This is a genomic window from Bacillus sp. LJBS17 (assembly GCF_019334685.1).
Lineage (GTDB): Bacteria > Bacillota > Bacilli > Bacillales > Bacillaceae > Bacillus > Bacillus subtilis.
Window position 1 is genome coordinate 3,449,894 of record NZ_CP079759.1, and the last position, 13,577, is coordinate 3,463,470.

13 protein-coding genes and 1 other annotated feature (1 of these 14 cut by a window edge) are annotated in these 13,577 nt (G+C 45.8%); of the genes, 2 read left to right on the forward strand and 11 right to left on the reverse strand.

Annotated elements, in window-relative coordinates:
* Nucleotides 1-29, reverse strand: a binding site (T-box leader); it reaches 207 nt to the left of the window's first position.
* 97 nt (nucleotides 30-126) lie between these two features.
* The 9 genes from KXZ66_RS17935 to KXZ66_RS22675 all read right to left on the reverse strand — a co-directional run bounded on the left by KXZ66_RS17935 (nucleotide 127) and on the right by KXZ66_RS22675 (nucleotide 7,880).
* Nucleotides 127-1,161, reverse strand: coding sequence for a glycosyl hydrolase family 18 protein (locus KXZ66_RS17935; RefSeq protein WP_041850521.1), 1,035 nt, complete (start codon nucleotides 1,159-1,161; stop codon nucleotides 127-129).
* A 107-nt stretch (nucleotides 1,162-1,268) separates the two neighbouring features.
* Nucleotides 1,269-1,991: a lactate utilization protein LutC gene (gene lutC / locus KXZ66_RS17940; RefSeq protein ID WP_021480629.1), complete on the reverse strand. Its 723-nt coding sequence runs from the start codon at nucleotides 1,989-1,991 to the stop codon at nucleotides 1,269-1,271.
* Complete coding sequence (lutB, locus tag KXZ66_RS17945) at nucleotides 1,991-3,430, reverse strand: lactate utilization iron-sulfur protein LutB (RefSeq protein WP_041850520.1); 1,440 nt, start codon at nucleotides 3,428-3,430, stop codon at nucleotides 1,991-1,993. Before lutB ends, lutC begins: the two co-directional genes overlap by 1 nt.
* Nucleotides 3,431-3,456: 26 nt before the next feature.
* Nucleotides 3,457-4,173, reverse strand: a complete 717-nt coding sequence (gene lutA, locus KXZ66_RS17950; protein WP_024573483.1) for a lactate utilization iron-sulfur protein LutA — start codon at nucleotides 4,171-4,173, stop codon at nucleotides 3,457-3,459.
* A 174-nt stretch (nucleotides 4,174-4,347) separates the two neighbouring features.
* Entirely contained in the window at nucleotides 4,348-4,950 is a 603-nt protein-coding gene (yvfU, locus tag KXZ66_RS17955) for a two-component system response regulator YvfU (RefSeq protein ID WP_049140436.1), read from the reverse strand.
* Nucleotides 4,951-4,966: 16 nt separating this feature from the next.
* Complete coding sequence (gene yvfT / locus KXZ66_RS17960; RefSeq protein WP_219144666.1) at nucleotides 4,967-6,082, reverse strand: two-component system sensor histidine kinase YvfT; 1,116 nt, start codon at nucleotides 6,080-6,082, stop codon at nucleotides 4,967-4,969.
* 3 nt (nucleotides 6,083-6,085) lie between these two features.
* Entirely contained in the window at nucleotides 6,086-6,823 is a 738-nt protein-coding gene (locus KXZ66_RS17965; protein ID WP_038829404.1) for an ABC transporter permease, read from the reverse strand.
* A complete protein-coding gene (locus tag KXZ66_RS17970) occupies nucleotides 6,824-7,729 on the reverse strand; it encodes an ABC transporter ATP-binding protein (protein WP_072175073.1) in 906 nt (301 codons plus the stop codon).
* 19 nt (nucleotides 7,730-7,748) lie between these two features.
* Entirely contained in the window at nucleotides 7,749-7,880 is a 132-nt protein-coding gene (locus KXZ66_RS22675; RefSeq protein WP_021480633.1) for a hypothetical protein, read from the reverse strand.
* Nucleotides 7,881-8,013: 133 nt separating this feature from the next.
* Between KXZ66_RS22675 and rsbQ the strand changes: the two genes are divergently transcribed.
* Nucleotides 8,014-8,823 (forward strand): sigma factor SigB/phosphatase RsbP regulator RsbQ, encoded by an 810-nt coding sequence (rsbQ, locus tag KXZ66_RS17975; protein ID WP_219144668.1) that lies wholly within the window; start codon nucleotides 8,014-8,016, stop codon nucleotides 8,821-8,823.
* Nucleotides 8,824-8,858: 35 nt separating this feature from the next.
* Nucleotides 8,859-10,073: a phosphoserine phosphatase RsbP gene (rsbP, locus tag KXZ66_RS17980; RefSeq protein ID WP_219144670.1), complete on the forward strand. Its 1,215-nt coding sequence runs from the start codon at nucleotides 8,859-8,861 to the stop codon at nucleotides 10,071-10,073.
* A gap of 53 nt (nucleotides 10,074-10,126) precedes the next feature.
* Here rsbP and ganB read toward each other — a convergent pair whose 3' ends face one another.
* Nucleotides 10,127-11,416: an arabinogalactan endo-beta-1,4-galactanase gene (gene ganB / locus KXZ66_RS17985; protein ID WP_021480636.1), complete on the reverse strand. Its 1,290-nt coding sequence runs from the start codon at nucleotides 11,414-11,416 to the stop codon at nucleotides 10,127-10,129.
* A 79-nt stretch (nucleotides 11,417-11,495) separates the two neighbouring features.
* On the reverse strand, nucleotides 11,496-13,559 hold the full coding sequence (gene ganA / locus KXZ66_RS17990; RefSeq protein ID WP_219144672.1) for a beta-galactosidase GanA: 2,064 nt from the start codon (nucleotides 13,557-13,559) through the stop codon (nucleotides 11,496-11,498).
* Nucleotides 13,560-13,577 lie beyond the last annotated feature (18 nt).

Below are 13,577 nucleotides of genomic sequence, written 5' to 3' on the forward strand. Positions count from 1 at the left end.
CTTTTACTGCTCCCAATCTATGTGTTTTAGTTTTCTGAAAAACTCAAATTTTATGATCTGAATATATTAACATAATATACGTGCTTCTCTTTTAACTGTCAATAACTTCAGAGAAAAAAGAAACTGTTATTTTGTCCCTTTTCGAATGGCTTTCCAAAAGGATTCTGACTCGTTTCCTAATGCGTAAACTGAAACACCTGCTATTTTATATTGCTTTGCCAGATGGCTTTTCGTTTGAACGGTTTTTTCGTTTTCATACCACACGACATGTTTATGCTTCTTTTTGTCAACATAAGAAAATGTCATCGAGCCTGATTTTTTGTTGAATGCCGGCTTTGCTTTTTGTTTTTTGATGAGGGATTTGAGCTCATTCCATTCCCTTATTGTGCTGGTACTTCCGTCTTTTACATCCCAGTCATAGCCGTACGCAGGGATTCCCATGATGACTTTATTGGCTTTGATCTTTTTGACTGAAAACTGCAGAGAGCTTTTGATCCAGTTTGTGCTTGCCACTGACCCCGGCTCACCCCAAATGCCGTGTTCATCGTAGGTCATGACTTGTACGAAGTCGGCATATTTGCCGATTTTCACATAATTATACGGCCAGCTCCAGTCATCATTTTTATCATCGGCGCTTTTGGCCGGAACGGATACCATTGTTTTAATATGTTTCTTATTCAAAGCCTGTGAGACATATTGAATGAAGTTCGAGTATGCAGCGCGGTCTTCTGGATTTACTGCTTCAAAATCGATATTGATTCCGTAATATGAGTGCTTTTTGGCCAGTGTAATTAACTGATCTGTGAATCGTTTTTTCGCTGTTTTATTACTCATGACTCGACTCGCTAAATCTCCGTCAAAGTCATAAATGGCATCATTATAGTTTGAAATGACAGCCCATGTCTTGATTTTTTTCTTTTTCGCATATGTCAGCTGCTTGCTTGGGGCATCGCCAATGATTTGTCCGTTTTTTTCAAACGCAAATGTATCGGTTGCGATGGCATTCATGTATGTATGATATTTCGTAAGAGAATTGTATGAAGCCGTATCCCCAGTCGTGTAGCCTAGTGTCATTCCGGCTGCCTTCGCTTCTGTTTTTGTATACATAAACAGAACAATCGCAATCGCCAGTGAAACCGCTATGATCAGCCATTTTTTCATCGCATTTCCTCCTATTTCAAGTCATACTCTTCTCATCGGCCAAAAAATTGGAAGTTGAAGTTTTTACAAGCAAAAAGCCCGGCATATGCCTGCCGGGCTTCCTGAGTTCAGCGGTCAGAGACGAGAATATATGCTGCCTTTACTGGTCCGTGCACCCCCACAACTAAATCCATTTCAATGTCGGCTGAGTTACTCGGTCCGGTAATGTAGTTGATACATGAAGGAACAGTGACACCGTTCGCAATGTTTTGGCGGATGATATCACTGGCTTGTGTCATTCTCGGTACAATGCTTGATTTCGGCACGATCGCAATATAAGTCGTCGGCAAAAGGCTGACAGAGCGGCCGATGTCTTTTGAGGAGAAGAGGACAACCGTCCCCGACTCAGCCAATGTAATTTCGCTGAATGTAATCCCTACATTGGCTTGCTCCGCTTTTTTGATATTTTCCTCGCCTTTGTCAGCATCCCACTCCCAGACCGGCGTTCCTTCACTCGGCCAGTCCTTGGTGAGCAGGCTTTTCAGTCCGTATTCTTCAAAGCGGGGGTCTTTCGGAATGATGACAGGGCCTCCGGAAAAGCGGCTGACTTGCTCGCGAAGGGCATCGTAAAGGCCGGTTGAATCCGTTTCAATCAGCTCTGTATGGATTTTGACACAATGGTTTTTGAGCACTTTGACTAAGTCATCCGCTGAATATCCTTCAAGTGTTTTATATTGCGGCTGATGCGCCCACTCAGGAACTGCCACGCCTCCTGTTCTTCTTTCACGGCTAAGGCTGGATGCGATTCGGTTTAAAAAGCTCTCTTGATTCTGAATGGTTCCCTTTGTCATCACTGCTCCTCCTTCGTGCGTTCACTTGTTTCTCTGTCCGCAAACCAGTCTCTGAATCTCGATTTATGCGGTGCCGGGAAGTCGCGGATCTGGGTCCAATTTTTAAGCGGGCCGGGCCCTTTCGAAATTTTTTCGTCCTCTGTAAAAGGCGTCATGGCGGCCGGCGCCCATTTTGAGCCCATTTTGTAAAGCGATAAGGAGGATGCGCCAAGTCCGAATGCTTTCATTGCAAGCTTTTCACTGATCGGCGCTCTGCCTTCTTTTTCGACGATATTCTGACGATGCTTGAGTAGCAGCTCATGAAGCGGGATTTTGACCGGGCAGGCTTCTGAACAAGCAGCGCACAGTGAAGATGCGTACGGCAGCTCCTTATAATCGTCATAACCGCCGAGCAACGGCGATAAAACCGCTCCGATCGGCCCCGAGTAGATTGAGCCGTATGAATGTCCGCCGACATGGCGGTACACAGGACAGACATTGATACAGGCGGCACAGCGGATACATTGCAGCACAGACTGGAATTCCGTTCCAAGGATATTGGATCGTCCATTGTCAACGATGACAAGATGGAATTCTTCCGGACCGTCCACTTCACCTTCCAGCTTCGGACCCGTCAAAGCTGTAATATAGCTTGTCAGCCGCTGTCCGACAGCACTTCTTGTCAGCATGCTGACAAGCACTTCAAATTCAGAAAATGACGGGACAATCCGCTCCATTCCCATGACGGTAATTTGTGTTTTCGGCAAGGTGCTCACAAGCCGTCCATTTCCTTCATTGGTCACAAGGCTGACAGAACCCGTGTCAGCGATGGCGAAGTTACAGCCGGTAATGCCGATATCCGCTTCCAGAAACTTTTTCCGGAGAATGGCGCGCGCATGCATCACCAGCTCTTCCGGTTTTTCTGTATGTTGATAGTCCAGTCTTTCTTTAAACACATCGCGTATCTGCTCTTTATTTTTATGAAGGGCGGGCGCTACGATATGTGACGGCGGATCGTGATCATCAATCTGCAAAATATACTCCCCGAGATCGGTTTCTACGACTTCACAGCCTTCCTTCTCCAGCACCTCATTCAGATTGATTTCCTCTGTGACCATTGATTTAGATTTCACAATTTTCTTCCCGTTCTTCTTTTGAATGACATCGCGAATATAAGAAGACGCCTCATCCGCTGTTTCCGCGAAATAGACATGTCCGCCTCTTTTCGCCACATTTTCGGCAAGCTGTCCAAGATAGAAATCAAGGTTTTCAAGGACATGCTGCCTGATTTCCTCTGATAATGAGCGCCACTCCTCCCAGTTTCCCAGTTCTTCTGCTGCCTCTAGGCGCCGCGTCCGCAGACGCTCCTGTGCACCCGAAACAGCGCCTCTCATAAATTCATTATCAATCCCCTGTGATACCCGCTCTTTAAAAGCGTCAGTACCGATTTTCATCGCCATGATCCTTTCCCCCTCTGTATCCAGTTTTATCTGCTGTTGAGCACTTCGGCGATGTGCATCACTTTGACATTCTTATCTTTTCGGCCAAGCCGTCCCCCGATATTCATCAAACAGCCGCAGTCAGCACCGATCAGCACCTCTGCTCCCGTTTCCTCCACACATTCGACTTTTTCATCGACCATCTGCTCAGAAATCTGCGCCATCTTGACGGAGAACGTTCCTCCGAATCCGCAGCAGTTATGTTTGCCCGGAAGCTCTGTAAACTGCAGGCCCTTCACATGACTCAACAGCTTCATCGGCTCCTCCCGAACACCCAGCAGCCTTGTCATATGGCACGACGTATGTAAGGTCGCTTTTGTATGAAGGGTCGCGCCGACATCCTCTACTCCAAGTACGTTCACAATAAAATCTGTCAGTTCATACGTTTTATCCGCCAGCTTTTGCGCTTTATCGGCCCATTTCGGATCATCCTGAAACAGGTGCGGATACTCCCGGAACATCGTTGTGCAGGAACCGGAAGGACTGACAACATATTCGGAATCCTGAAACGTTTCGATCATCCGTTTCATTGCTTTTTTGGCGTCATTTACATAGCCGCTGTTGTAAGCCGGCTGCCCGCAGCAAATCTGCCCTTCCGGAAAATCAACCTCACACCCAAGCCGCTCCAGCAGCTCAACCGTTGCTTTTCCGACATTTGTTTGAAACATATCAACAAGACAAGTGACAAAAAGTGAGACTTTCATGATGAACCCCTCTCTCATCCCCAATATATGATCAGGTCATCTGATGACCTGAGTTAAAATAACTATATGAATATCGTACACTATTCTGATAATAGAAGGGAAGGGTTTTCTAGGGATATTTTCATTTGTGGCATATCAAAAACACTCCCGATCTCCCAGGAGTGCAGTATATGGTTAAATCCAGCCCTTTTCCTCAGCGATGCTGGCGGCTTCTGTCCGATTTTTCGCATGAAGCTTTTGGATGATTTCTGAGATATAGTTTCGAACTGTGCCTTGAGATAAATAGAGCTCCAGCGTAATGTCTTTTGTTGTCTTGCCTAAAGCCGCAAGCCTCAGAATTTCTTGCTCTCTAACGGTTAGCGGATTTTCGTCTCGCATCATATTAAACGTCAGCTCAGGGCTGAAGACACGTTTTCCCTTTACACATTTTCGAATGGCATCGGCCAGATCGTCAATTTCGCCGTCTTTCAGCAGATAGCCATGTGCACCGGCCTTTACGGCGCGTTCAAAATATCCGGGGCGAGCAAAGGTGGTTAAAATAATGACCTTGCTGACGCAGCCTTTTTTCATTAATTCCTCTGCCACATTCAGCCCGCTTCGAACCGGCATTTCAATGTCCATAATGCATACATCCGGCTCCAGCTTCAAAATAGCATGTAGCGCCTCTTCCCCGTTTAATGCTTGTCCGATGACTGTCATATCCTCTTCTAAATCAAGCAAAGATCCCAAAGCGCCTAAAAGCATTCGCTGGTCCTCAGCAATAAACAGACGAATCATTCTTTTCGTCCTCCAATCATTCTGCTTTTTTAATAAGCGGAATCGTCAGTGCCACAACCGTTCCGTTTTGATCTGAAACCGTTAATCCCCCTTCAATGAGCATGAGCCGTTCCTCCATTCCCCGCAGGCCATTCCCAAACATTTTCTCCTTCGGCGCTCCCTTTCCGTCATCCCGTATCACGATCCTCATTTTGTCAGCAAACTGGGAAATGGTGATGGCACAGTGGGTTGCTTTGCTGTGCTTGATAATGTTAGTCACGGCTTCTCGCATACACATACTGATAATATTTTGAGTGACGGGAGATATCACTGAAAAGTCATCGGCTCCTTCGTATTGAAAGGTAATGTTCCCCGCTCTTAATATGTGCTGAATGTTTACGAGCTCCTCTGTTATCGTGACCGTTCTCATATCAGAAACCAGCTCTCGAACTTGCTTGAGTGCGGAGCGTGAACTGTTTTCCATTTCTTTTGCCTCAAGCTTGGTCCGTTCTGGATCAGATGCAGCCAGCCGCTGAATGAGCTGGCTTTTTAATGTAAGCAGCGACAGGGTGTGGCCAAGAGTATCGTGAAGATCACGGGCGATTCGAACACGCTCCTCTCTTTTAGAGAGTTCTTTTATCTGTTCGTTGGCTTGTGCAAGCTTATTTTCAAGCTCAATCCTCCGAAACATAGAACGAATGCCGAATGGAGAAATGAGCATAATGACGAGAAACGGGAGAACAGAAAAAAGCTCCCGAAGCGAGACCGAATTCGCGCTAAATTGGTATAGGCATGGAAAAAGCAGTATAAAGATTAAAGCGCAGAACGCACGGTTAAAATTCGTTTTCTCTTTGTAATAACCAACAAAGTTTGCCGGGAAAAAACCTAAGTATATATAGGTGATATTGTAAAACACACTATATATCAAAATAACCGCCATTTGCACGATAAGCCAATATGTAAACGAAGCTTTGCCCACGCTGCAGAATAACTGGCGATATGCCGCTACAAAAAGGAGCAGCATGCCATATCCGATCCCCTGTTTGACACCTGATTCTTTTAATAAAGAAAGGAACGGCATAATCGTATACACCAGAAAGATATAAGGGAAAAACCCGAATTCCTTCGGGAAAATAGATATTGCCTTTTTCATGTATTACACCGCTTCTTGTTTTCTTCTTATATATTTAGATAGTAGCATGAAGAGCATCATATAAGCGATTAATATCAGAATATTTTTCCAAGTCGGACTCCCACCCCGGACAAGTTCCCACGCTCCGCTCCCGAAATGATAAGACGGAAGCCACTGGCCAATGCTCTGCATCATGTCAGGCATGACCTCAAACGGCATCCACATCCCTCCGCCTAAAGCCAGCAGCATATAAAGCACATTACTGATTCCGGCCGCTGTTTCTACTTTTCTCATGAGGCCGATTAGTGTGCCTAATGCTAAAAAAGGCAATGCGCCAAACAAAATCCACAGTCCGCTCATCATCCATTCAAACGGTGACAAGGCAATATCATTGATGATTGCGCCGAACAGAAATATGACGGTAATCGATAAAACGTGAATGACACTTTGGCCGATCATCTGAGCTGATAAATAGATATGATCCGGAAGAGGCGTAAGGCGGATAAAGGCGGTCCAGCCTTGTGACCGCTCTTGTACCATTCGGATGCCAAGCGTCATGATAGAGGAACCCATCACGCTGAAGACTGTCATCGACATCAGGTAATGGGCTTCCCATGCACGTTGATCAGGGACGTTGGTATTCACTACATTTGTAAAGAAATAATAAAAGGCAATCGGCATGATCAGAGACCAAAGCACAAAGTACTTGTTCCTAATCACCCTTTTCATTTCAGCGATGCTTTGCTTTTGCAGCATGTTCACTCACATCGCCTCCCTGTTGCCGTCAGCCAGCTGGCGAAATGCCTCATCGAGCGTCGCTTGCTCAATTCGAATATCTCGTGCTGGGATGTTTTCTTGAAAGATCAGCGCCAACACTTTATCTGTATTTGATGTCTGGATGATGGTTCTCTCATGCTCATGGATCACTCTCTCGACTTCCGGGTGACAAGACAGCCTTTCCAATGATTCACTTGAATGAAGCGTAAAGGAAACAGACTGTTTTTGAATTCTTGAGCGGATTTGCATTGGTGAGTCGTCTGCAACAAGCCGTCCTTCAGTAAAAAATAGGATTCGCTGTGCGGCATCGTCTGCTTCTTGTAAATAATGAGTTGAAAAAATAATTGTTTTTCCTTGGTCCGACAGTCCGTGAATGGTCTGCCAGAATCGATGTCTTGATGAAGTATCCATGCCGACTGTCGGTTCATCAAGTATAAGCAGCTCCGGGTTCCCGGCAAGAGCCAAAGCAAAGCTCAAACGGCGTTTTTGTCCGCCGGATAATTTTTCTGCTCTTGTTTTCAAATCTTCTTTGGTGAGTGCTGTTAACGAAACGAGTTCTTTCATGGACAATGGATTCGGATAATAGCTCCGGAAGAGTTCAAGGATTTCATCCACCTTAAGGCCCGGCATGACACTTACTTCCTGAAGCATTACACCTATTTTTTCACGAACCTGTTGATCATCGGGAACCCGGTTAAATAGTTTGATTTCTCCCTCATTCGGTTTCAGCAATCCTAATATCATAGAGATGACGGTCGTCTTCCCTGCCCCATTTGGCCCGAGAATGGCTGCAATTTCTCCTTTTTCAATACTGAAGCTGATGTGGTTTACAGCGGTTTTTCGATGGAAATGTTTTGTCACGTTGCTTACTGTTATTGCTTCTTTCATCACATGAGCACCTCCTGATCGTTTACATTGATTGTAAAATGACGGAGAAGACGATGTTAGTATGGGGTGTCATGATGATGAAGTGACAAATGTCATTTTCTTTCTCACCCCGGTGTCTAGGTAATCCTCCTCCTGCATCTTCCAATTCATCCATCTTTTCTATCTCCCATGTCCTCCTTCTTTTAAACTGCTGTGACATTCATAGAAAGATACACTCTTCAAACCATCCGAGTGTTATGATAGACATATTGAACTTTATATTACTTTCCGGCTGAAAGGAGCCAATCATGAACGAAGCGATTTTGTCTAGAAATCATGTGAAGGTGAAAGGCAGCGGCAAAGCACCTGTCATGTTCGCACCTGGTTTTGGATGCGATCAAAGTGTGTGGAATGCCGTGGCACCTGCCTTTGAAGAAGATCATCGGGTGATTTTATTTGATTACGTCGGTTCGGGACATTCAGATTTGCGCGCATATGACATGAATCGTTACCAGACACTTGACGGCTATGCCCAGGATGTTCTTGATGTTTGTGAAGCTTTAGATCTGAAGGAAACCGTGTTTGTGGGGCACTCCGTCGGGGCCTTGATTGGGATGCTTGCATCCATCCGCCGCCCGGAGCTTTTTTCCCATCTGGTGATGGTGGGGCCTTCTCCTTGCTATTTGAATGATCCGCCTGAGTATTACGGAGGATTTGAAGAGGAGCAGCTCCTTGGCTTGCTGGAGATGATGGAGAAAAATTATATCGGCTGGGCAACTGTATTTGCGGCAACCGTTCTGAATCAGCCAGATCGGCCTGAAATTAAGGAAGAGCTTGAAAGCCGTTTTTGTTCTACTGATCCTGTCATTGCCCGCCAATTCGCGAAAGCGGCGTTTTTTTCTGATCACCGAGAGGATCTTTCGAAGGTAACGGTTCCCTCTCTTATTCTCCAATGTGCAGATGATATCATCGCACCTGCAACAGTAGGTAAGTATATGCATCAGCATCTGCCTTATAGCAGTCTGAAACAAATGGAGGCTCGCGGACATTGCCCTCATATGAGCCATCCAGATGAGACGATACAGCTGATCGGCGATTATTTAAAAGCACACGTGTGATATAGGAACGAAAGGGATAGAGGTGACCCTCTTAGATGGACAAACAATTGAATGATGCACCATGCGGTTTCCTCGCTTTGTCAGAAGAGGGGTCGATCATAGCTGCCAACCGCACCCTTATCAAGATTCTGGATTATGAACCGGAGCAGGTTATCGGCCAGCACATGAATATGATGTTGACCATTCCCGCACAGCTTTTCTGCCAGCTTTATTTTTTTCCGCTTTTGAAATTGGAGCATCACATCGAAGAAATATACATTTCCTTGAAAGCAAGAGATGGAGAAGAAATTCCCGTCCTTATCAATGCTATTGCGAGACACGATAGCGAGGCTGCTTCTGTCTTTGATTGTGTTCTGATTCCAATGCGAAAGCGAAATGAATATGAAAATGAGCTGCTGATAGCCAGAAATGAGGCTCAGGAAGCTTTGCTTGCCAAACAGAAAGCCAATGCGGAGTTAGAAATTGCCTTGGAAACGCTGAAAGCAAAACAAGAAGAACTTCTTGAGATCAATAAACAAAATCAACAATTTAAATTAAACACCAAAAGAGAGCTTGAACTCGCCAGAAAGATCCAGAAAAACTCGTTGACTGAACCGATTGTAAACGATCAGGTTCAGATTGACTCTTATTACAACGCATCGAGTGAATTGTCAGGTGATCTTTACGGATATTATCAAATCGATGAACACCGTTACGGCATTATTATCCTTGATGTGATGGGGCACGGAATTTCATCTGCATTGATTACGATGTCTCTTCATCCTTTGTTCCAGCGCCAGATCACGCAAGGTCTCAGCCCCGTTAAAGTTATGAAGGAATTGGACCGGCACCTTCACAGCTTGTTTCAAAATGATGAGGAAGCAAGACATTATTGCACTGCTATTTATCTCGAGATTGATATAGCACGGCAAAGAATTGATTATGTCAACGCAGGGCATCCGCCGGCACTTTGGCAGGACGATAGCGGAACTCAACATCTGCTTCACGCGACTTCACCTCCGATCGGGATGTTTGAAGACTTAGAGTTTCAGTCAAGCAGCCTTTCATACACGGAGGATGGAAGATTGCTTCTGTATACGGATGGCGTGATGGATCCTACGGCTTCATGTTATTTATTTGATTTACTAAAGGATCATCCTGATTCGCCAATCGCTGACCTGAAGGAGAAAATCCTTACATCACTGCAGCATCAAAAGGAAGCTCATCATAAGAGTGATGACGAATGTTTTATATTAGTTGATGTAAAATAAAATGATCCATGAGACATAACAATGATTTGTTACATCTCATGGATTTTTTTGTTTCAGCGTTTCTTTGGAATATGTCCTGACTCCGCATATTGAAACACCTGCAAGGAAGGCAGCGGGTGTCCATTAAAATCAAATAAAGCTTGATTATCTACAGCACTTCCCCCATACCACTTCCCGGCGTCTTCAGGGTCGTATTCAGCAGCATAGCTGGACGCCCACCCTGACCCGTATGTTTCCCATAACACTTTGTTTTTCTCTATCTGTGTCTTCGGCCCGACTGGAATCCACGCCGGCTCCCAGTAGAAAACACCAAGTCCTGCTTTGCCCGTATTCGCCACTGCCTCCATTACATCTCTTACTGCAGTTGCCTGGCCTTGAACAGAAATTGGATATGGCAGCGTCTGCCCGCTTTTTGGTGCTGTATTTCCATGCCCATCGCCATCCTCAGCGGTATAGGTGTACGATGTCTCCGCCACCATGACTTTTTTGCCGTACGTATTGGCAACAGCCTTCAGCACGGAGGTCAAATTTTGTAATGTGCCATGCCAGAAAGGATAATAGGAGCTCGCAAACACATCATAATCCACTTTGTTTTTGCTGAGTGTTTCCGCAATAAATGAATACCTTCCAGCCGTTTCAGGATTGGTAAAATGCAGGGCGACCAAAATATTTGAATTTGTCTCCCTGACCGCTCGGCTTCCTTCATTAAATAATTGGCACATCTTCGTCCAATCAGTCTCACCGGCAAATCCTCCTGTTGTTTCATTTCCGACCTGAACCATGCCGATGTCAACGCCTTCCTTGATCATCTTTTGCAGGCTTTGTTTCGTATACTCATAGAGCTTTGCTTTTTTTGCTTCAAAGCTGAGATTCGCCCAGGCTTTGGGCACCTTTTGTTTCGCTGGATCGGCCCAGAAATCAGAGTAGTGAAAGTCGGCCAGCACCTTCATTCCGTTCGCTGTCGCTCTTTTTCCGATTTCGATGGCTTTTTGAACATCATTGTTTCCCCCGCCATACCCGTTGCCATTTGAATCATACGGGTGATTCCAGATGCGGACGCGAACATAGTTGACCCCAGCCTGTTTTAAAGTTGTAAAGATATCCTGGCGTTTTCCGCTTGTATTGTAAAAGGTGACACCGCTGTTTTCCAAAGCAATAACGCTGGATACATCTGCCCCTTTGATAAAGTCCTTGTTCATCCCCTCTACTTTTTTAACAAAAAGATCCTCTGCCCGAAGCTCTGACACGTGCTTCTCCTTCTCAATGGCAGCGGCATATCCTGTTGAACTACATGCACTCCACACGATGGCAGCCGCAAAGAACATTTTCACTTTGCTTTTCATGATTTCATCCCCCCAAGACTTAGTAAGCGTTTTCACTCTATAGAAAAAAGAATCCGCCCATATCGAGCGGAGCATCAGCCTAATATGTGTTTACGACAATTCTCACTTCATACTTTTCCATCGTCAGGTCGCCTGACAATATGTCTCCTGTCATTATGTCCTTCACACTCTGATCAAACGTGACCAGCTGTTTTTCTTCCGTGAAATTCATGATAAAAATATAATCATTGTCCTGATCCTGCCTCGCTTGTACGGAGACGCCTTTTCCGTGCCGAACCGGAAAAACTGGAGAAAGAGACAGGTCTGTGATCAGACCCTCATAGAAATCACGCTGAAATTGATCCTCCAAACGCGCGCCGATAAAATACGCCTTGCCCTGCTGATACTCATGGCTTGTGACCGCTGGCGTGCGCGCATAAAAATCTTCTTGATACACCGCTTCCACTGAAGCTGTCTTTACATCAATCACGGTTGCATAATCCTTCATTTTATATATTTGGCTGCGGTAGCTGACAGCGTTTCGATCCTTCGGATACAGGGTGTCCGTTTCAAGAGGCTCAACTCCAAATATAGCTTGAAGATCCGGATGCCATCCGCCTGTGTATGTTAAGTCATGCTCATTCACAACCCCGCTGATATACGTCATGACTAAGGTGCCGCCGTCAGCCGTAAACGCTTTTAAACGGGAAATGGTGTCCTCGCTGATTAAATACAGCATCGGGACGATCAGCAGTTTATATGGTGAAAAGTCTTGTTCTTTCGTGATGACGTCGACAGGGATATCGTGTTCCCAGAATGTGCGGTAATGCTGCTGAAGCGTTTGCGGATAACGTTTTGTCGCCTTCGCAAACCCCTGAGCATCCTCGAGCGCCCAATGATTTTCCCAGTCATATAAAATCGCGGTTTGAGCCGGCCTCTTCGTTCCGACAACTTCGGACAGCCGTTCCAATGTCTCGCCTACCTTGGCCACTTCTTGAAAGACGCGGTTCTTCGGGCTATTGTCATGATCCACAACCGCTCCGTGTAATTTTTCTGATGACCCCCGTGATTTGCGGTATTGAAAATAGAGAACGCTGTCCGAGCCGTGGGCAATCATTTGCATGGATGACAGCAGATTCATGCCCGGGCGCTTTGCCTTGTTGACGTTATGCCAATTGACCGCGCTTGGCGTACACTCCATTAATAAGAAGGGCTGCTGCTTCAAGCTTCGGTACAGATCATTGATAAAGCCGACCTTCATCGCCAAATCAGCTGTGCTTTCCCAGTCATTGTGCCAGACAGGATAAGCGTCCCAGCTGATGACATCGACATGCTTTGCAAATTTGCTGTAGTCGAGGCCCTGATACGGGATCAAATCCGGTGTGTCAGCCATAAAATTCGTTGTGATAGGGATATCAGGCGTCAATTCGTTCAGCGGAATGATTTCATTTTTATAAAACGAAATCGTTTGATCGGTGACGAACCGGCGCCAATCTAAATTCAGGCCATGCAAGCCATTTTCACCGATCGGCGAAGGGCTTTCAATTTGTGACCAGTCATTGAACGTATGGCTCCAAAAAGGAGTCCACCACGCATGGTTCAATGCCTTGAGGCTGTTGTCATATTTCGATTTCAGCCACTCTCGGAAAGCATGCTGGCATAGATCACAGTGGCAATCTCCCCCGTATTCGTTTGAAATGTGCCACATTAACAGCGCCGGGTGATGTCCGTATCGTTCTGCTAATAAGCGGTTGATGTGCCGTGTTTTTTCTCGGTAGACTTTAGATGTGAGGCAGTGGTTGTGCCTTCCGCCGTGCAGCTGTTTGACGCGGGAAGCATTGACGCGCAAAACTTCCGGATAGGTTTGCGACAGCCAGGCCGGACGGGCTCCGCTCGGCGTTGCTAATATGACCCGGCCGCCTATACTGTGAATCCGCTCAAAAATATCATCCAGCCATTCAAATTGATATACGCCCTCCTCCGGCTCAAGTGCGCTCCATGCAAAAATGCCGACAGAAAACGTATTCGTATGAGAAAGCTTCATCAGTTTGATATCGTCAGCTAAAATATCGGGCCGATCCAGCCACTGATCGGGGTTGTAGTCTCCCCCATGGAGCATAAATTTCGCTTCTGTTACGTGCGTTTTTTCAAGCTTTGACATCACATTCTCCTCCTTGTTCTC